The sequence below is a fragment of the Arthrobacter sp. JZ12 genome, from assembly GCF_035189165.1.
Lineage (GTDB): Bacteria > Actinomycetota > Actinomycetes > Actinomycetales > Micrococcaceae > Arthrobacter_D.
The window spans coordinates 2,340,536-2,358,016 of sequence record NZ_CP045246.1 but is presented as its reverse complement, the minus strand read 5'-3'; the positions used below and the strand labels follow the sequence as shown (position 1 = coordinate 2,358,016).

The 17,481-nt window shown below is 64.8% G+C and carries 21 protein-coding genes; 11 read left to right on the top strand and 10 right to left on the bottom strand.

The features are described 5' to 3' along the window. Window positions 1–131 precede the first annotated feature (131 nt). A complete protein-coding gene (locus GC088_RS10810) occupies window positions 132–743 on the top strand; it encodes a hypothetical protein (protein ID WP_323959015.1) in 612 nt (203 codons plus the stop codon). A 15-nt stretch (window positions 744–758) separates the two neighbouring features. On the opposite strand, the gene GC088_RS10805 is transcribed toward GC088_RS10810, so the two are convergent. Both GC088_RS10805 and dapD read right to left on the bottom strand, forming a co-directional pair. Further along, window positions 759–1,628 (bottom strand): hypothetical protein, encoded by an 870-nt coding sequence (locus GC088_RS10805; RefSeq protein WP_323959014.1) that lies wholly within the window; start codon window positions 1,626–1,628, stop codon window positions 759–761. Window positions 1,629–1,637: 9 nt separating this feature from the next. Beyond that, window positions 1,638–2,606: a 2,3,4,5-tetrahydropyridine-2,6-dicarboxylate N-succinyltransferase gene (dapD, locus tag GC088_RS10800; protein WP_323959013.1), complete on the bottom strand. Its 969-nt coding sequence runs from the start codon at window positions 2,604–2,606 to the stop codon at window positions 1,638–1,640. Window positions 2,607–2,649: 43 nt separating this feature from the next. On the opposite strand from dapD, the gene dapE reads away from it, so the two are divergent. Continuing rightward, window positions 2,650–3,741: a succinyl-diaminopimelate desuccinylase gene (gene dapE, locus GC088_RS10795; RefSeq protein ID WP_323959012.1), complete on the top strand. Its 1,092-nt coding sequence runs from the start codon at window positions 2,650–2,652 to the stop codon at window positions 3,739–3,741. Between the two features lie 63 nt (window positions 3,742–3,804). Here the strand turns inward: dapE and GC088_RS10790 are convergent, their stop codons facing one another. From GC088_RS10790 to GC088_RS10775, 4 genes are all read right to left on the bottom strand, one after another. Further along, window positions 3,805–4,701, bottom strand: coding sequence for an amino acid ABC transporter permease (locus tag GC088_RS10790; protein WP_323959011.1), 897 nt, complete (start codon window positions 4,699–4,701; stop codon window positions 3,805–3,807). Then, entirely contained in the window at window positions 4,698–5,375 is a 678-nt protein-coding gene (locus tag GC088_RS10785; protein ID WP_323959010.1) for an amino acid ABC transporter permease, read from the bottom strand. The genes GC088_RS10790 and GC088_RS10785 overlap by 4 nt, the downstream gene beginning before the upstream one ends. Window positions 5,376–5,442: 67 nt before the next feature. Beyond that, window positions 5,443–6,285, bottom strand: coding sequence for a glutamate ABC transporter substrate-binding protein (locus tag GC088_RS10780; RefSeq protein WP_323959009.1), 843 nt, complete (start codon window positions 6,283–6,285; stop codon window positions 5,443–5,445). Window positions 6,286–6,327: 42 nt separating this feature from the next. Further along, entirely contained in the window at window positions 6,328–7,113 is a 786-nt protein-coding gene (locus tag GC088_RS10775) for an amino acid ABC transporter ATP-binding protein (protein ID WP_323959008.1), read from the bottom strand. 116 nt (window positions 7,114–7,229) lie between these two features. Between GC088_RS10775 and GC088_RS10770 the strand changes: the two genes are divergently transcribed. The 5 genes from GC088_RS10770 (at window position 7,230) to GC088_RS10750 (ending at window position 10,466) form a co-directional block, all read left to right on the top strand. Then, complete coding sequence (locus tag GC088_RS10770; protein ID WP_323959007.1) at window positions 7,230–8,027, top strand: LOG family protein; 798 nt, start codon at window positions 7,230–7,232, stop codon at window positions 8,025–8,027. A 3-nt stretch (window positions 8,028–8,030) separates the two neighbouring features. Continuing rightward, window positions 8,031–8,372 carry a DivIVA domain-containing protein gene (locus tag GC088_RS10765; RefSeq protein ID WP_323959006.1) on the top strand — a complete coding sequence of 114 codons (342 nt, stop codon included), beginning with the start codon at window positions 8,031–8,033 and terminating at the stop codon, window positions 8,370–8,372. Continuing rightward, on the top strand, window positions 8,369–8,956 hold the full coding sequence (locus GC088_RS10760; RefSeq protein WP_323959005.1) for a DNA-3-methyladenine glycosylase I: 588 nt from the start codon (window positions 8,369–8,371) through the stop codon (window positions 8,954–8,956). Before GC088_RS10765 ends, GC088_RS10760 begins: the two co-directional genes overlap by 4 nt. A 28-nt stretch (window positions 8,957–8,984) precedes the next feature. Beyond that, window positions 8,985–10,154 (top strand): putative hexosyltransferase, encoded by a 1,170-nt coding sequence (locus GC088_RS10755; protein WP_323959004.1) that lies wholly within the window; start codon window positions 8,985–8,987, stop codon window positions 10,152–10,154. 144 nt (window positions 10,155–10,298) lie between these two features. Then, the gene (locus tag GC088_RS10750) at window positions 10,299–10,466 is read left to right on the top strand and encodes a DUF3117 domain-containing protein (protein ID WP_084033880.1); all 168 of its coding nucleotides are present in this window, start codon (window positions 10,299–10,301) and stop codon (window positions 10,464–10,466) included. 4 nt (window positions 10,467–10,470) lie between these two features. Here the strand turns inward: GC088_RS10750 and GC088_RS10745 are convergent, their stop codons facing one another. Further along, window positions 10,471–11,106 carry an O-methyltransferase gene (locus tag GC088_RS10745; RefSeq protein WP_323959003.1) on the bottom strand — a complete coding sequence of 212 codons (636 nt, stop codon included), beginning with the start codon at window positions 11,104–11,106 and terminating at the stop codon, window positions 10,471–10,473. A gap of 279 nt (window positions 11,107–11,385) precedes the next feature. Between GC088_RS10745 and sigE the strand changes: the two genes are divergently transcribed. From sigE to GC088_RS10730, 3 genes are read left to right on the top strand one after another with little or no spacing between them, the layout of a single operon-like run. Then, the gene (sigE, locus tag GC088_RS10740) at window positions 11,386–12,021 is read left to right on the top strand and encodes an RNA polymerase sigma factor SigE (protein WP_323959002.1); all 636 of its coding nucleotides are present in this window, start codon (window positions 11,386–11,388) and stop codon (window positions 12,019–12,021) included. Between the two features lie 4 nt (window positions 12,022–12,025). Then, the gene (locus tag GC088_RS10735) at window positions 12,026–12,991 is read left to right on the top strand and encodes an anti-sigma factor family protein (protein ID WP_323959001.1); all 966 of its coding nucleotides are present in this window, start codon (window positions 12,026–12,028) and stop codon (window positions 12,989–12,991) included. 41 nt (window positions 12,992–13,032) lie between these two features. Further along, a complete protein-coding gene (locus tag GC088_RS10730; RefSeq protein ID WP_323959000.1) occupies window positions 13,033–13,482 on the top strand; it encodes a twin-arginine translocase TatA/TatE family subunit in 450 nt (149 codons plus the stop codon). 23 nt (window positions 13,483–13,505) lie between these two features. Here GC088_RS10730 and GC088_RS10725 read toward each other — a convergent pair whose 3' ends face one another. The 3 genes from GC088_RS10725 to GC088_RS10715 are packed head-to-tail and all read right to left on the bottom strand — an operon-like array spanning window position 13,506 to window position 16,499. Further along, window positions 13,506–14,627, bottom strand: coding sequence for an Mrp/NBP35 family ATP-binding protein (locus GC088_RS10725; RefSeq protein ID WP_323958999.1), 1,122 nt, complete (start codon window positions 14,625–14,627; stop codon window positions 13,506–13,508). Beyond that, the gene (locus GC088_RS10720; protein ID WP_323958998.1) at window positions 14,624–15,226 is read right to left on the bottom strand and encodes a DUF1003 domain-containing protein; all 603 of its coding nucleotides are present in this window, start codon (window positions 15,224–15,226) and stop codon (window positions 14,624–14,626) included. The genes GC088_RS10725 and GC088_RS10720 overlap by 4 nt, the downstream gene beginning before the upstream one ends. Then, on the bottom strand, window positions 15,219–16,499 hold the full coding sequence (locus tag GC088_RS10715) for a magnesium transporter MgtE N-terminal domain-containing protein (protein WP_323958997.1): 1,281 nt from the start codon (window positions 16,497–16,499) through the stop codon (window positions 15,219–15,221). Before GC088_RS10715 ends, GC088_RS10720 begins: the two co-directional genes overlap by 8 nt. Before the next feature lie 131 nt (window positions 16,500–16,630). Here GC088_RS10715 and GC088_RS10710 point away from each other — a divergent pair, with 131 nt between their 5' ends. After that, the gene (locus GC088_RS10710) at window positions 16,631–17,431 is read left to right on the top strand and encodes a YflT domain-containing protein (protein WP_323958996.1); all 801 of its coding nucleotides are present in this window, start codon (window positions 16,631–16,633) and stop codon (window positions 17,429–17,431) included. Window positions 17,432–17,481 lie beyond the last annotated feature (50 nt).

Genomic DNA, 17,481 nt, shown 5'->3' with positions numbered 1-17,481 from the left:
AAGTAAGTCCGACCACCGTTGCATTCACCTCTGGAGCACACAGGCCTATCGGTCTACCCTTGAGGAATCACGCCCGGAAGTGACCGGCCGGGCCGCCGGTCACGAGTCCGGGAGAGAGGCCAGGACCACGTATGCACGTCGACAAGGCGCCCTCCTGGAGTGTGAGTGTGCGCTCGTCGTTGTCCATGTGCTTCGCGCTCTATTTGCGGGATTGTGCCGGGCTGGGTGTCATCGGCTCGCCCGCCGTCTCGCCATTGAAGCCACCGGTTCACTGTGCTGATCCCCGTCAGGCGGTCCACTCGGTGGGCGGGCTGACCGCGCTGCGGGTCGAGTGGGAGGCCTGGTGGTATGAACTGGTTGCGGCGAACGGGGCGGACGGAACACTTCCCACTCCGCCCGATTTTCCGGAGCTCGACGCCATGCCGGCTCTTCAGCGCTACACCCACGCTCGTTACGGCACGGCCCTGACCTGGGTCCAGGAGGCCGAGGAGGCTCGCCGCAAGCGGGACCTGGAGCGGGTGTCGAAGGGCATCAAGCTGGACTATGGGAAGCTCGTGGGCGAGCGGGAGCTCGAACTGGGTAGGGCGGCCCGGCACTTTTCGCTCGTTGTAATCGAGCTGCCCCTCAGCGAGCCGCGTGCCTGGTTCGTGGAACCTGACATGCTGATCGCGAGCGAAGACCTGCAACTGGACGAGGCGGCGTTCCGAAGCTACGTTCAGCCCGTCGTCGAGTTCATCGCCTGAACCTGCCCGGAGCTGTTAGGCCGCGGGAGCGGCGACGGTAATGAGCACGCGCCCGGTTTCGGTTTCGGCTGCGTTCCAACCTCCCTCGCTTCGGTCCCAGAGCAGCCCGGCGTAGGAAACCGAAGTGATTCCCAGCCCCTGCGCGTTGGCGACTGCCCACTGCGCCGCAGCCCACCCGTACGATCCCGATGCGCTCGCAGCCACTTCGCCGCCGGAGCTTTCCACGCTCAGTCCCGGGAAGGCGGCGGCGAAGCTCGCAGTGACGGCTTCCGGGTTGCCGGCGGTTGCCGGCTCGCGCAGCACGCAATTCAGCGACGCCGGGGACTGGCCAGTAAGGGCCGATGCAAAGGCACGGCCTTCCGGTTCGTGGTCGGCGTACGCATCAGGGTAGGCGCTGCGCTGAACCTGCTGCGCAGCCTCAGTAATGGGCATTGACTCATAGTCCGGGACGGTGACCAGCACGTCGTAGAAAGCACCCGCAGCGTAGACCGGATCCTGAACCTGTTCCTCGCTGCCCCATCCCTGTGACGGGCGCTGCTGAAAAAGCCCCCGCGAATCGGGGCCCGCCATATCTCCGTAGTCGAGATTGCGCAGCCCCGACTCCTGCACCGCAGTAGCGAGCGCGATGGAGGCGGCCCGTGCCGGCAGGCCGCGGGTTACTGCCACTGCGGCGATGGTCGAGGCATGGGCCGCCTGGTCCGGCCGCAGCTCGTAGGTGTCCTCCCCGACGACGGCGGTGCAGCGCTCCCGCACGAGGACCTCGGACGAGTCGAGTTGGACCAGGGCCAAATAACCGCCCCCGCCGACGACGGTGGCCAGGGCAAGCAGCACGCCCGCTGTACGGAGGCGCCGCCGTCGTCGTTCCCTGGCTTTCGTCGTTGGCACAGCCGTTCCCTAGTTGGCGTGCAGGGCTGCGTTCAGCTCGATACCCTGACCTGTGCGCTGTCGCGCCTCAACGACACCGGTGGTGGAGTTGCGGATGAAGAGCACCGAGGACTGGCCGGACAGCTCTGCAGCCTTGACGATGGAGCCGTCCGGAAGGGTGACCTTGGTTCCGGCGGTGATGTAGAGGCCGGCTTCGACAACGCAGTCATCGCCGAGGGAGATCCCGATGCCGGCCTGGGCGCTCAGCAGGCAGCGCTCGCCGATGCTGATGCGCTCCTTGCCGCCGCCGGAGAGGGTGCCCATGATGGACGCACCACCACCGATGTCCGAGCCGTTGCCGACGACAACGCCGGCCGAGATTCGGCCTTCGACCATGGAGTGGCCCAGGGTGCCGGCGTTGAAGTTGACGAAGCCCTCGTGCATGACCGTGGTGCCTTCGGCGAGGTGCGCGCCCAGGCGTACGCGATCGGCGTCGGCGATGCGCACGCCGGACGGCATGACGTAGTCCACCATCCGGGGGAACTTGTCCACTCCGTAGACAACGACGGCGCCGCGGGAGCGCAGTCGCAGGCGGGTGGTTTCGAAGCCGGCTACGGCACAGGGACCGAAGTTGGTCCACACCACGTTCGCCAGGAGGCCGAAGATGCCGTCGAGGTTGATGGTGTTCGGCTGGACCAGACGGTGGGAGAGAAGGTGGAGCCGAAGGTAGGCGTCGGCGGCGTCGACCGGAGCCGCGTCGAGGCTGCTCGTGGTGGTCACCACTTCCTGGGTGACTGCCCGCAGGGCATCGGGAGCTGCGATGGCGTTCAGCTCGGTGCGCAGGGACTCGGCGTCGGCGTTCAGGTTGCCGAGAGCAGGCTGCGGGTACCAGACATCGAGTACGGATCCGTCCTCGGCCAGCGTGGCCAGTCCTATTCCGGAAGCGGTCCGGTCGGCGGTCACGGAAGGGGCAGGGGCAGCGGAAGCGGTCTCAGTCATGGCCTCCATTCTACCGAGCAGCTCGGCCACTACCCTTATCAGCATGACTGTTTCGGATCTTCCGCTCCTGGACCCTACAAAGGACGTGGCGCAACTCACGGCCGACATCATCGATATCGACAGTGTGTCGGGAAATGAGAAGGTCCTTGCCGATGCGGTGGAAGTTCTGCTTCGCAGCTGCAGCCACCTGGAGGTCGTCCGCGATGGCGACTCGCTCATTGCGCGCACAACACTCGGCCGCCCGGAGCGGGTGATCCTCGCCGGTCATCTGGACACCGTGCCGCTGCCGAGGGTGCCCGGATCACGGGGAACCGTCCCGAGTTCGTGGGAGGGGGAGATTCTCTACGGCCGGGGAGCGACGGATATGAAGGGAGGCGTCGCGGTCCAGTTGGCGCTGGCGAAGGCGCTGACAGCGCCTTCGCGCGACATCACCTACGTCTTCTATGACCATGAGGAAGTCGAAGCCGCACTGAGCGGGCTGGGCAGGCTCGCCGAGAAGTTCCCGGACCGGCTGCAGGGTGACTTCGCCGTGCTGCTTGAGCCCACCGACGGGACGGTGGAGGGCGGCTGTAACGGCACGGCCCGGTTCAACGTATCGACGACGGGGCGCGCGGCCCATTCAGCCCGGGCCTGGATGGGCGAGAACGCCATTCACAAGCTGGCCGAGGTGCTGGTGCGGTTGCGGGACCATGAGCCGGCCACCGTGACGGTCGACGGCCTGGATTTCCGGGAGAGCCTCAACGCAGTGCTCGTCTCGGGAGGTACGGCCGGGAACGTCATTCCGGATCATGCGGTCCTTGAGGTCAACTACAGGTTTGCGCCGGACAAGACACCGGAACAGGCCGAGCAATACGTTCGCGACCTCCTGCAGGGCTTCGACGTTGTCCGCACGGACGCCGCCGCCGGTGCACGACCGGGCCTGAACCATCCCGCAGCAGCGGCCTTCGTCGCCGCGGTCGGCGAGGAACCGAAGCCGAAGTACGGCTGGACCGACGTGGCCCGCTTCAGTGCTCTTGGAATCCCCGCGGTGAACTTCGGACCCGGTGATGCACTGCTTGCGCACTCGGATGACGAACACGTACATGCGGACGCTGTCCGCGCCTGCTACCGCCACTTAAAGAACTGGCTCGCCTGAGTCCGTAGACCAAGGCGAGCCAGATCGGGAAGGCCGGTTTGGAAAGGCTGGTGCCAAAGGCGGTCAGGCCGCTCCGACGCCGGTGCCCGTGCCGGCCGGGTCGGCAGCCAACACCTTCTCGTTCTTGTCCTTACGCGTCTTGCCCCCGGTGCGGAAGCTCAGGAAGCCGGAGAGCCGGGTGGCCAGTGACGTCAGCAGGAAATTGATGACAATGAAGATCAGCGCTGCCACAAGGAGGGACTGCAGCATGTTGCCCTCACCCGAGCCGAGGCGGCGGGCGTAGGCGAGCAGTTCCGAGTAGGTGATGATGAACCCGAGGGCAGAGTCCTTCAGGATGACCACGAACTGGCTGATCAAAGCCGGGAGCATCGCAACGAGCGCCTGCGGAACCTCGATCGCCCGCAGCGACTGGCTCCGGGTCATGCCGATCGCAAGCCCGGCCTCGCGCTGACCCTTCGGGAGGTTGTGGACGCCGGAGCGCACCAGCTCTGCGATGACCGAGCCGTTGTACAGGGTGAGACCGAGTACGACCGCGATGAACGGCGAATCCTGCGGGCGCACGATGTCCAGGCTGCCGAAAAGCAGCCAGAAGAAGATCATCATCAACAGCACGGGGACTGCACGGAAGAACTCGACGACGATGCTGCTGATCCAGCGGATCACGGCAACATGAGACAACCGGCCGAGGCCGAAGATCAGCCCGAAGAGAATGGACGTGACTACCGAGATTGCCGCGGCCCGCAGTGTGTAGCCCAGTCCTTCAAGCAGGAAGAACCGCCAGGTATCCCACTCGAGGAACGGTGCCCACCGCTCCGGAGCGAACTGCCCTTGACTGGCAAGAGCGGAGACGAGGTACCCGATGAGGCCGATGATCAGGATGGCTCCGACTACATTGCCGATCATGATGTTGCGGCGGGCTTTCGGGCCCGGCGCATCGAAGAGGACCTGTTGAACGCTCATCGAGCCACCGCCAGTTTCCGGGAAAGCCAAGTGGTCAGGAGCCCGATGGGAATGACTAGGATGACAAACCCAAGGGCAAACGTAAAGAAGATCGGATAGATGACGTCGGACCGGAACTCGATCATTTCCTTCATCACCGTCGAGGTTTCGATCGCTACGGACCCCGCAGCTGCCACCGTCGAATTCTTGATCAGGGCGATCAGCACGTTGCCCAAGGGCGCAATGGCGCCGCGGAAAGCCTGGGGCAGGATGATCAGGCGGGCCGAAGGCAAAAAGCTCAGCCCGATAGCGCGGGCAGCTTCGGCCTGTCCCAACGGCACAGTGTTTACGCCGCTTCGGATGGCCTCGCAGACGAAGGCCGCGTGGTAGACGGCGAGTCCCAGGATCGCGATGCGGAACAGGCTGAGATTCAGGTCATCAGCAAGGGAGAACCGCAACTGGCCGAAGAGCGCAAGGAATCCGAAGGCCAGGATGATCGTCAACGGGGTGTTGCGGAAGATGTTGACATAGGCAGCGCCCAGCCACTGCAGGCTCGCGATCGGTGAAATGCGCATGAGCGCGAGCAGTGTTCCGAGCAGCAGCGCCCACAGACCCGCCCACAGGGTGAGCTGGATATTGACCCAGAACGCTCCGAGTACGTCGTACTCGGTCAGGAGGGACAGATAGTCCTCCATGTTTCGGCCTCCAATACATAGATGAGCGGTGGAGCGGCCAAGGCCGCCCCACCGCACTTAGGGTCGATCAGGCGCAGGCATCCGGCGTCGGCGGGTTCAGTTCCGCGTTCGGCTCGTAGTCGACACCCTCGAGGTTGGCGTCCAGTGCTTCCTGCCAGGCGCCCTCTTCAATCATCTTCTCGATGGCCGCGTTGATGTCCTCGCAACGGTCGCTGCCCTTGGGCAGGCCTACGCCGTAGCGCTCCTCGGAGAAGGTGTTTCCGACAACCTTGAAGTCGCCGCTCTCAGCGTTGGCTGCCAGGCCGGCGAGGATGATGTCGTCGGTGGTGACGGCGTCGATCGCGCCGCTGGCCATCACGGACACGCACTCTGCGTAGCCGGGCTGCTCCACGAGGTTCACGCCGGGAACCTCTTCCTGGATGTTGGTGGCGGAGGTGGATCCGGTGACCGAGCAGAGGTTCTTGCCGTCGAGGTCCTCGGGTCCGGTGATGTCGCTGTCCGACGGAACCAGGAGGTCCTGGCCGGCAATGAAGTAGGGACCTGCGAAGTCCACGGTTTCCTTGCGGGTGTCCGTGATGGAGTAGGTTGCGAAGATCATGTCAACCTGCTCGTTGGAGAGCATGTTCTCGCGGTTAGCGGAGGGCGCCTCCACCCATTCAATCTGCTCCTCGGTGAAGCCCAGCTCACCGGCGACGTACTTGGCCACGTCGACGTCGAATCCGGTGTAGGTATCGCCCTCGTCAAAGCCGAGGCCGGGCTGGTCGAACTTGATGCCGATCCGGATGGTGTCGCCACCGGCTTCGGCTCCGCCGCCCTCTCCACCGCTTTCGCCTCCACCGCCGCCGCAGGCAGACAGTGTCAATGCAGCTGCCGCTGCCATGGCTGCTGCCGCATATCGTGTTGTGCGCATGATTTCTCCTCGCGTTATTTCCTGATGGGAACTCGTGGGTAGCTAGTGGGCAAGGATTTTGCCCAGGAAATCCTTCGCCCGATCGCTTTGCGGATTGGTGAAGAATTCTTCGGGTGTCGCCTGTTCGACGATCTGTCCGTCCGCCATGAAGATCACGCGGTCGGCTGCCTTCCGAGCGAAGCCCATCTCGTGGGTCACGACGATCATGGTCATGCCCTCCTTCGCGAGGGAGACCATCGCGTCGAGGACTTCATTGATCATTTCGGGGTCAAGGGCCGAGGTGGGCTCGTCGAAGAGCATCACCTTGGGCTGCATCGCGAGGGCGCGGGCGATTGCGACGCGCTGCTGCTGGCCCCCGGAGAGCTGGGCGGGCAGTTTCTGCGCCTGATTGTCGACGCCGACACGCTTCAGCAGCGACATGGCGAGTTCCTTCGCGGCGCCCGGCTTCATACCCTTCACCTTCACGGGCCCGAGCGTCACGTTCTCGAGGATGGACTTGTGCGCGAAGAGGTTGAAGGACTGGAACACCATCCCGACGTCGGCCCGCAGTCTCGCCAAGGCCTTTCCCTCGGCGGGCAGTTCCTTGCCGTCGATGCGGATCTCCCCGCTGTCGATGGTTTCCAGGCGGTTGATCGCCCGGCACAGCGTCGACTTGCCGGAGCCGGAAGGGCCGATGACCACGACTACTTCGCCGCGGGCAACGTCCAGATTGATGTCCCGCAGCACATGCAGTTCACCGAAGTGCTTGTTGACGTTCCGGAGGGATACGAGCGGCTGTGCCGAATTGGAGACGGACGCAGAGGTGCTCGACTGTGTGTCACGAGTCATAAGTAGAAATGTAGCGAAAGATTCCCCAGCGGCGATACGTCGGCCCGCACAAACCTTGAATCGTGATTCAAAGGCAACCAAAAGCGTGCAGGCGCGGCGGCAGTTAGCCTTGGTGTATGAGTCCCCATATCGGTAATTCCTCGGTCGGCAACAACGATCGGCAGCCGGGTGCCGCGGCGTCTCCTACCCGGCGCCGTGGGCAGGTTGAACTGCGACGACACCAGGCCGAAACTGTGCAGTCCGACCGGTACCTGCTCGACACGGAGGAAGAAACCCCCTTCACCAAGACTGATCCCTGGCGCGTGCTGCGGATCCAGAGCGAGTTCGTGGAGGGTTTCGGGACGCTCTCACAACTGGGCAAGGCCATCAGTGTGTTCGGATCGGCACGCACGCCCCGCGACTCCCCCTACTACGCGGTGGGCGAGCAGGTCGGGAAGCTGCTTGTGGAAGCGGGATACGCGGTCATAACCGGGGGAGGGCCCGGGGCCATGGAGGCTGCGAACAAGGGTGCCTGCGAGGCCGGCGGTGTATCGGTGGGCCTGGGAATCGAGCTTCCCTTCGAGCAAGGTATGAATGAGTGGGTAGACCTCGGGATCAACTTCCGGTACTTCTTCGCCCGCAAAACCATGTTCGTGAAATATGCCCAGGGATTCATCGTGTTGCCGGGCGGCTTCGGGACGCTGGATGAGCTCTTCGAGGCGATGACACTCGTGCAGACGCAGAAGGTTACGTCATTCCCCATCGTCCTGATCGGAAAGGACTTCTGGGGGCCGCTGTGGCAGTGGGTCCAGGACACCCTGCTCACTAACGGCATGATCTCCGAGAAGGATCTCTCGCTGGTGCACCTGGTGGATGATCCGGCAGATGCGGTGCGCGCGGTCCTCCAGGACACCGCGTCCCACAGGGGACCCTGAGCGGTGTCGATCCTGCTGTTGGTACTGGCAGTACTCGTGGTTGGCATCACCGCCTTCTTCGCCGTCGGCCGTTACCGCCCGGGCGGCCGGGAACCCGCCGTCGTACCCGGCCTTGTTGAGCCCACACCAAGCCTTCCGCCGGTGCTGCTGCCGGAGAATCCCGGTGCTGCCGACGTGGCCCGCATCCGCTTTTCCCTGGGATTCCGCGGCTACCGCATGGACCAGGTTGACGAGGTGCTGGACCGGCTTGCGGCAGCCCTCCAGGAGCGGGATGAACTGCTCGAGCAGCTTCGGGGCGAGAGCCAGGAGAGCCAGCGGCGTACCAATGAGGGGGAGGCGCAGTGAGCGCGGTCAACGGCACGGACGGACGACCACGCTGCGGGTGGGCGGTGTCCAGCCCGGAGTACGAGCGATACCACGACCTCGAGTGGGGCCGCCCCGTCTTCGGTGAAGCGGCCCTCTACGAGCGGATCAGCCTGGAAGCTTTCCAATCGGGCCTGAGCTGGATCACCATCCTGCGCAAGCGGGAGGCTTTCCGCCGTGCTTTCGCGCGGTTTGATCCGCACGCGGTCGCAGCCTTTGACGACGACGACGTAGCACGGCTCATGGCCGATGCAGGCATTGTCCGCAACCGGGCGAAGATCCTGGCAACCATCGCAAATGCCAGGACGCTGTTGGCACTGCCGGACGGGACCACCCTTTCAGGGATCCTCGAAGCACACCGGCCGGCACCGAAGCCGGCGCCCCGCGAGCTCTCGGAAGTGCCCGCCGTCGTTCCGGAGTCGGTTGCCCTCGCCAAGGAACTTCGTCGGCACGGGTTCCGCTTTGTCGGCCCGACCACCGCCTACGCAATGCAGCAGGCAACCGGCTACGTCAACGACCATCTCGCCTCGTGCTGGGTGCGGGACAGTGCCGGCGAGAATTCCTGACCTACAGCTCCCGGCTCGCGCCGCCCAGATGCGCGAAAGGCTTGCCGCGTTGCCGTGGTGGGTGCACGTCCTGCTCATTTACGGTGCGTCCCGCCTGTTCTCGACGGTCGTTCTCATCGCGGTCAGCCGCCGCCAGATAGCGAGTCCGTGGGGACCGGCGTCACCGAGCTATGAAGAGTTCGTCAATTTCTGGGACAGCGGCTGGTATCAGCGGATCCATGATGGCGGGTATCCCGTCGAACTGCCGCGCGGCGACGACGGGAACGTCCTGGAAAACCAATGGGCGTTCTATCCACTGTTCCCGGCTGCCGTTCGTCTGCTGTCCCGGGCCACGGGCACGGGATGGAATCCCGCGTCGGCCATCCTCGCCACCGTCTTCGGCTTCATCGCAGCGCTGCTCATCTACCGCATCTTCCGGTTGCGCGCATCGGCCCCCGACGCCCGGTGGGCGGTCGCGCTCGTGGCATTCTTCCCGGTCTCACCGATCCTGCAGATTCCCTATGCGGAGTCCCTGCACCTTATGCTCCTGGCGCTTGCGCTGTACCTGGTAATGACGGAGCGTTTCCTCGCCGCGCTGCCCGTGGTCGTGCTCATGTCCCTGGCAAGGCCGGCCGGGGTTCCATTCGCCATCGGGCTCGGCCTTCTGCTCCTGGTCGGGATCTGCGGGCGGGGAAGCGTACGTTCAGCCGGTGGGCTGATTCGGCTCGGTGCGCTCGCGGTAACCGCAGGACTGGCCGCGCTCGCCTGGCCGGCGGCGGCCTGGCTCATGACCGGTGAGCCTGACGCCTACGTCCAGACCGAGACGGCCTGGCGGGGTTCGGACCTGTTCCTGTTCGCGCCCTGGCTGCATGTGGCAACTGACCTGCTCGGGCCGTTGCTCGGGCCGTTGGCGCTGGTCGCGGTCGCTGGAGCGTTGGCTTGGCTCCTGCTGTCTCCCGGTGGACGGACGCTGGGATTGCCGCTGCAGCTGTGGTGCGTCGGCTACCTGCTCTACCTGGCGGCGTTCTGGCACCCCCAGACAAGTACTTTCCGCATCCTGCTGCCGCTCTTCCCACTGGCCCTTGCCGCCGTGCTGCTGTCCGGCTCCCGGGCCTACCGCCTTCTGGCCGTGGCGGGCTTCGGGTGCCTGCAGATCGTATGGGTGGCATGGCTGTGGGCCTGGCTGCCGCTGTTCGGGGGCGGGGACTATTCGCCCTGAGAGTGTGATGGGCGCCGCATGGCGATTAGCTCGGGGCGCATTTCTACGGGATAATAGGCGAGGACGAGCGTACGGGGGTAACTCCGCCGTGCAATGTTAACTGCGGCCGAACAGAGGCCGCGCACCGTGGAAGGAAAACTGTAGATGGCTGCGATGAAACCCCGTACCGGTGATGGACCTATGGAGGTCACCAAAGAGGGACGCAGCCTCATCATGCGGGTTCCTATCGACGGCGGCGGACGCCTGGTGGTGGAACTCAATGCGGAAGAAGCAGGCAAGCTCAAAGACTGCCTGCTGACGGTGACCGACTAGCCGTTCAGGGCCGTTTGACGGCCACCAGCAGGCCGTTCCCGGCGGGCAGCAATGAGGTCGCAAGCTGCTCGTTCGCGCGCAGGGTCTTTCCCACCTGGCGCAGGGTATTGGTCGATGTGTCCCGCACGGCGGGATCCGGCACCTTGCCGCCGTCGAGCGCGTCATTGATCAGCAGGGTTCCCCCTGGCTTGAGCAGGCGAACAGCCTGGTCGGCATAGAGCGGAAGATTGCCCTTGTCGGCGTCGAGGAACACCAGATCGTATGCTCCGTCGGTCAGCCGGGGAAGGACGTCCGCCGCGCGCCCTGAAATGGTCCGCGTGCGGTTGCCGGGAATTCCCGCTTCCGCATAGGCCTCGCGGGCGGCACGCAGATGATCCACGTCTGAGTCGATGGTTGTAAGCACAGAATGTGCTCCCATGCCGCGCAACAGGCAGACCCCCGATACTCCGGCTCCTGCACCAACCTCAACCACGGTCATCGCCTTGGCCGCGGCAGCAAGCACGGTAAGGGCGGCGGCGATGCCTGTGCTCACGGGTGTCACACCAAGTTCGTAGGATCTGTCCCGAGCTCGCAGCAGTACGTCGTCCTCAACCGGCAGACCTTCCGTGTAGGACCAGTTAGCCTGCTTCTGCGCGCTCATGATGTTCCGTTCTGTCCAGGAGCTCAGTGGGGGATTGCTAGGTCTCAGACTACTTCGAGGGCAGCGGGCCCAAGGAATCGGCGCACCGTTCGCGTTTCCCTGCGTTTCCAGCGAGTTCACAGCAATGTTGGGCACCATTGATAAGGCAAGACATCCAATCAGGACATCCAACAGAGGCGAAGCCCCGAATACCGGATACACCAGATGCTCACCAACTTGCACTGGGGCAGCGGGCAGGCCCGCACACCAATCGGATTCGAGGGCGAGAGGAGAAGGTCGATGTCTACTTCGCGCGCGGTGGCAGCCATCGGAGGCGCCACCACCGAAGAGCACGATCACAACGCACCCGCTTGGGTGCCACCGTCATGGGAGGAAGTGGTCCGCGACCACTCCCCGAAGGTCTATCGGCTGGCCTACCGGCTCACGGGCAACAAGTACGACGCCGAGGACCTCACGCAGGAAGTCTTCGTCCGCGTCTTCCGGTCGCTGGCGAACTTCAAGCCGGGCACCCTGGACGGCTGGCTCCACCGCATCACCACAAACCTCTTCCTCGACCAGGCGCGCCGGAAGAACCGCATCCGCTTTGATGGCCTGGCCGACGACGCCGAGAGCCGCCTGCCCACCACCCACCCCAGCCCCGAGCGCAGCTTTGAGTTCAACAATCTGGATCTGGACGTGCAGTCAGCGCTGGAGGAGCTGCCGCCGGACTTCAGGGCCGCCGTCGTTCTGTGTGATCTGGAGGGCTTGCCCTACGACGAAGTAGCCAAGGCCCTTGGCGTGAAGCTCGGTACGGTTCGGTCCCGCATCCACCGCGGCCGAACCATCCTCCGGGAGAAGCTGGCCCACCGTGATCCGCGAAAGGGAACTCCCGTTACACCCCGACTGAGCCTGCCTCGGATTGCGGGCGCTCGCTAGGTCTATGCGCCATCCATCGCGTTATCTGATCGGTTACGCCGCAGGCGAGCTGAAGCCCTCCCGCCAGCGCGCAGTCGAGAAGCACCTCCACGGCTGCCGTTCGTGCCGGGAAGCGTTGGCGCAGGAAGAGGCGGTTCGCGCCCGCCTGCATGCAGCCTCGACTCCGGATCCGTCCAAGGACCTGTGTGAGCGGATCCTCCAACGGTCTGCGGCAGCACGCGCGGGAACAGGAGATGCCGATTTCCGGCTTGCCCAAGCGGAAGGTGACAGACGCCGTCGTTCGGTCGAAGGGTTCCTGCAACACCACCGGTCCAGGCTGGCAGTCGGGGGAGGAGTTACCGTGGTGGCCGTTGCTACCCTGACCGCAGCCTATGCCCTCGGTTCCGAGGTGCAGCCGCACGAATCCGTGGTGGCCGGACAAACAGCGTCGGTGACCGAGAGCTTCCAGACCGTCGCAGCCGGCACACCGACCACCCTGACCGCCGGGCAGGTTGAGCAACTGCGCGACGAGGGGTGGTTCTGCCCCGAACTGCACAGCCTCGGATTCCAGTTGGTCAACGCCTCGGCACTGACCGTGGACGGACAGCCGACCCTGCAGCTCGAGCTCTCCGACGGAACGCATTCCCTCACCGTGTATGAGCAACGCACGGTGAACGAGACCGGAACCGGGATTGTCCCGGTGAACGCGGCAACAGGTAACAGCGTGATTGAGGACGGATTCGAACGGATCGGCGGACCCGAACAGACCGTATGGCTGCACCCGGGCCGCGCCTGGCAACTCGTCATCGATTCGGGCTCGGCCACCTACACCGTGGTGTCATCGCTCCCCGTCTCGGATATGCCGCGCGCGGTCAGCCAGCTGATCCTGACCGAACGTTCGCAGCTTGCCTACTCCCGGCCGGACGTTCCAAATGACCCGGTGAGCCGGATACTGCGCGGTTTGGGCAAGCTTGCCCAGCCCGCGCCGTGACCCAAATAGATTCAGTATCACGCGGCAGGTAGGCTTCTAGCGTGTTTGGAATCAACGGGTACGAGTTCGTACTGCTGGCGCTCATCGCCGTGATTGTCCTTGGTCCCGAACGCCTGCCCGAATACGCATCCCAGCTGGCGCAGCTCGTGAAGGGTCTGCGCCGTATGGCCACCGGGGCGCGCGAGCAGCTCCGGGAAGAGGTCGGTTCGGAGTTCGACGACGTTGACTGGCGGAAGCTCGACCCCCGCCAGTACGACCCCCGCCGGATCATCAAGGAAGCGCTTCTCGACGACATCGAGGATGCGATTCGGCCCGTCAGCGAGAACGGATCCCACCCGCAGCCACGATCTTCGATCGCAGCAACATCCCGACCTGCCCCTGGTTCAGCTCCCGAATCAGCGGCGACTGCTGCGCCGGCGGCGCCCCGGCCGGCCCCGCTGCCTCGACTCGCCGAGGGCCAGGCCGCTCCCTACGACGCCGAAGCAACCTGACGGGTTCCCTGCCCTTACGGGAATCACGCCCGGCGTGGCGACACGTTCAGCCGGAGATCCGTCAGACCCCGTGGACGGCGTGCGAGAGCGGAAGCAATGCCCTTCAGCTCGCGGGCTGCGGGCGAGGCTGAGTCCAGCACAACGGGCCTTCCGGCGTCGCCGCCCTCCCGCAGTGCCGGTTCAAGCGGGATGCTGCCCAGCAGCTCGACGTCGTAATTCACAGTGGCGCTCAGCCTTCGGGTCAACTCACGGCCGCCACCGCTGCCGAACACCTCAAGCCGCTCCCCGGTGGGCAACTCCAGCCAGGACATGTTCTCGATGACTCCCGCGAGCTTCTGCCCGGTCTGCACCGCCATGGAGCCTGCACGCTCGGCGACGTCCGCTGCTGCGGATTGTGGCGTTGTAACGATCAACAGTTCGGCACCGGGCAGCAGTTGGGAGACTGAGATGGCGATGTCACCCGTACCCGGCGGCAGATCCAGGAAGAGCACGTCCAGGTCTCCGAAGTAGACGTCCTGCAGGAACTGTTCGAGAGCGCGGTGCAGCATGGGTCCGCGCCAGGCGATGGGCTGGTTCCCGGTCACGAACATGCCGATCGAAATTGCCTTCACGCCGTGGGCCACCGGGGGAAGGATCATCTCGTCCACGCGCGTGGGCGGCTGCTCGATGCCCATTAGCGCGGGTACCGAAAAACCGTAGACGTCGGCATCGACAATGCCCACACGCAACCCCTGGGCTGCCATCGCAGTTGCGAGATTCACGGTGACGCTGGACTTGCCGACCCCACCCTTGCCGCTGGCAACCGCATAGACGCGCGTGAGCGAACCCGGCTCGCTAAAGGGAATTCCACGCTTGCCGTTGCCCCTCAGCCGCGCCTTCAGCGCGTCGCGCTGCTCCTGCGTCATCACGCCTAGCGTGACCGAGACACTCGTGACCCCCGCCAGGCTACCGACGGCGGCCTCCACGTCGGTGGTGATGGTTCCGCGAAGTGGGCAGCCGGCGATGGTGAGAAGCACGTGCACGACGACGGCGCCGTCGTCGTCCACGGTGATGTCCTGGACCATGCCGAGCTCGGTGATCGGACGGCGCAGCTCCGGGTCGATTACGTTGTCCAGCGCGGACCGGACGTCAGCCTCAAGCGTCACTTCTTGTCCTTGCCGGGCACGGGAACCTGCGGAAGAGAGACCGTTGTGTCCGGCACCTTCCGTCTGGGCTTCCGCTGCGAGGGCGCCTCATGTCCGTCCGAGGATTCCAGTAGTTCCTCCAGCACCGAGCGGAGCTCCGAGCGGACGAAGTCGCGGGTGGCAACCTCGCGCACGGCGATGCGCAACTCGGCGATCTCGCGCGTCAGGTACTCGGTGTCCGACAGGTTCCGCTCCGCGCGCTGCCGGTCCTGCTGCAGCGAGACCCGGTCGCGGTCATCCTGCCGGTTCTGCGCAAGGAGCAGCAGGGGAGCGGCATAGGAAGCCTGAAGGGACAACATGAGGGTCAGCAGCGTGAAGCCGAGCGCTGCGCTGTCAAACCGCCAGGCATCCGGAGCCCAGCTGTTCCAGGCAAGCCAGACGGCAACGAACACCGTCATGTAGAACAGGAACTGGGGAGTTCCCATGAAACGGGCAAAGCTTTCGGTTGCGATGCCGAAGGCGTCCGGATTCGGGCGGAGACGGGGCAGCCAACGCCCTTTGCTTTCGCGCGGTGTATCCAGGCCGCTGGTGACGGTGATGGTTCTGGTTCTCTCAGCCATTCAAGCCTCCCCGCGTTGTGTCGGGCGTGACGTCCTGGGCACGCCAGTCTTCAGGGAGCAGGTGATCCAGAACGTCGTCAACGGTCACCGCCCCCACCAATCGGCCATCGCTGTTGACGATGGGCAACGAGTTCAGATTGTAGGTCGCGAGGATTCTTGACACCTCGCTGATGTTTGCCTGGTCTCCCACCGGCTCCAGGTCAGTGTCCACGATATTCCCCAGCTGTTCCGGCGGAGGGAAACGCAGGAGTTGCTGGATGTGGACCACCCCGAGGTAGCGGCCCGTAGGCGTCTCGAGCGGAGGCCGGCAGACAAAGATGGACGAGGCGAGGGCAGGGGTCAGTTCCTCCCGCCGCACGTGCGCAAGTGCCTCGGCGACCGTTGCTTCCGGCGGCAGGATCACTGGAACCGGGGTCATGAGCGAGCCGGCTGTGTTCTCTTCGTACTGCAGCAGGCGGCGTACGTCTTTCGCGTCGTCGGGCTCCATGAGCTGGAGCAGTTCTTCCTTCTGGTCCTCCGGCAGTTCGTTGAGGAGGTCGGCGGCGTCGTCCGGATCCATCTCCTCAAGGACATCGGCCGCCCGCTCGCGGTCCAGGGAAGAAAGGATCTGTACCTGGTCGTCGTCGGGCAGTTCCTGCAGGATGTCGGCGAGCCGCTCATCCTGCAGCTCAATTGCGACCTCTATGCGGCGCTTGTCGCTCATCTCATGCAGCGCGTCGGCGAAGTCCGCGGCCTTCAGGTCGTCGTGCTGTGCAACGAAGGAGGTGGCCGCCTGCGGCTCGGTGGAATTGCCGTGGTACGCATCGAGCCAATCGATGATCAGGCGCTCACCCCTCCTCAGGCCCCTCAGCCGGGACTGAGTGCCACCCCGCCGCACGAAGATCTGCGAGATGTGCCAGTCGCCCGCGCGGTCCTTTTCCATGGCGACGTCTTCGATGGTTGCTTCCCCGCTGCCGTCGCGCAAGGTGATCCGCCGGTCAAACAGCTCGGCAACGACGAGTTGTTCAGCGCCCCGCTGGTCGAACCTGCGCAGGTTAACCAGGCCGGTGCAGATGATTTGGCCCGCCTCCATGGAGGTTACGCGCGTCATGGGGACGAACACGCGTTTCTTCCCGGGAACTTCGACAACAAGCCCGACCACCTGCGGTTCAACCGCGGGTCCCCGATCCAGGACAACGACATCACGAAGGCGCCCGAGACGGTCGCCGAGCGGGTCGAAGACGTCCAGGCCCAAAAGTCGTGCCACGAAAACGCGGGTTGGGTTGCTGCTCACATGCCTAGGCTACTGCCGTTACCGCACTGGCGCCGTATTGCGTGACAGCGTGCACACGACGTTCCAGTGCCGGCAGTTCACCGCCAGCGATACCGGGACACAGGGCGACTTAAGTAGGCGAGAATGAGGGTATGTCAAACGTTCTTGGACGAACTGCTTCGCGCGATGAGAGCCGCACCCTTCCCAAGGGGGAGGCCATCGGCCGCTACAGCTCATACCTTGACGCCCAAAAGGCCGTCGACTATCTCGCGGACAGCAAGTTCCCGGTTCAGCAGGTGTCGATCATCGGCAACGACCTGAAGACAGTCGAGCGTGTGACCGGCCGGCTCAGCTACCCCCGCGTGGCTCTCGCCAGTGCTGCGACCGGTGCCTGGTTCGGTCTTTTTGTGGGCTTCATCCTCACGCTTTTCGGCGGTGACTCTACCTACCTGCCGATCCTGTCCTCGATGGCCCTCGGCGCGGTGTTCTGGGTGCTCTTCGGTGTCATTGCGTACGCGTTCCAGCGGGGCAAGCGGGATTTCACCTCAACCAGCCAGGTGATCGCCACCAGCTACGACATCATCGTCGATCCTTCCGTGGCAGGCGAGGCGCGGCGCCTGCTCCAGCAACTGCCCATGAACCCGCAGGCCAATTCCAATGCGGCGTCCGGCCAGTATTGGGGAGCGCAGCCCCCGCAGCAGGGCCAGCCGCCGCAGCGGCCTGAGAGCTGGGGCCCGCCGCCCGGACAGAACCTGCAGTCGGACCGTCCTGCCCCGGAGGCCGCGGAGGGTGCTCCCACTGAGCAGCAGCCCGCGCGCTCCTCGTCCCCGGCCCGCGGCCAGTTCCCCGACCTGCCTGACGGTCGTCCTCAGTACGGCGTCCGCATCAACCCGAAGACCGAGGAGGATCGGGCCCGTTCCGCAGAGAGCGGGGAAAGTTCCCGCAGCAGCTAATAGCAATAAACGAAAGCAGGCGAGCGACCCGCCGATAAGGCGGGCTGCTC

Bases quoted from the DNA above. Each gene is read 5' to 3' on its own strand.
- GC088_RS10810 (WP_323959015.1), top strand. From the start codon at position 132: ATGCACGTCGACAAGGCGCCCTCCTGGAGTGTGAGTGTGCGCTCGTCG.
- dapD (WP_323959013.1), bottom strand. From the start codon at position 2,606: ATGACTGAGACCGCTTCCGCTGCCCCTGCCCCTTCCGTGACCGCCGAC.
- dapE (WP_323959012.1), top strand. From the start codon at position 2,650: ATGACTGTTTCGGATCTTCCGCTCCTGGACCCTACAAAGGACGTGGCG.
- GC088_RS10790 (WP_323959011.1), bottom strand. From the start codon at position 4,701: ATGAGCGTTCAACAGGTCCTCTTCGATGCGCCGGGCCCGAAAGCCCGC.
- GC088_RS10785 (WP_323959010.1), bottom strand. From the start codon at position 5,375: ATGGAGGACTATCTGTCCCTCCTGACCGAGTACGACGTACTCGGAGCG.
- GC088_RS10780 (WP_323959009.1), bottom strand. From the start codon at position 6,285: ATGCGCACAACACGATATGCGGCAGCAGCCATGGCAGCGGCAGCTGCA.
- GC088_RS10775 (WP_323959008.1), bottom strand. From the start codon at position 7,113: ATGACTCGTGACACACAGTCGAGCACCTCTGCGTCCGTCTCCAATTCG.
- GC088_RS10770 (WP_323959007.1), top strand. From the start codon at position 7,230: ATGAGTCCCCATATCGGTAATTCCTCGGTCGGCAACAACGATCGGCAG.
- GC088_RS10755 (WP_323959004.1), top strand. From the start codon at position 8,985: ATGCGCGAAAGGCTTGCCGCGTTGCCGTGGTGGGTGCACGTCCTGCTC.
- GC088_RS10750 (WP_084033880.1), top strand. From the start codon at position 10,299: ATGGCTGCGATGAAACCCCGTACCGGTGATGGACCTATGGAGGTCACC.
- GC088_RS10745 (WP_323959003.1), bottom strand. From the start codon at position 11,106: ATGAGCGCGCAGAAGCAGGCTAACTGGTCCTACACGGAAGGTCTGCCG.
- sigE (WP_323959002.1), top strand. From the start codon at position 11,386: ATGTCTACTTCGCGCGCGGTGGCAGCCATCGGAGGCGCCACCACCGAA.
- GC088_RS10735 (WP_323959001.1), top strand. From the start codon at position 12,026: ATGCGCCATCCATCGCGTTATCTGATCGGTTACGCCGCAGGCGAGCTG.
- GC088_RS10720 (WP_323958998.1), bottom strand. From the start codon at position 15,226: ATGGCTGAGAGAACCAGAACCATCACCGTCACCAGCGGCCTGGATACA.
- GC088_RS10710 (WP_323958996.1), top strand. From the start codon at position 16,631: ATGTCAAACGTTCTTGGACGAACTGCTTCGCGCGATGAGAGCCGCACC.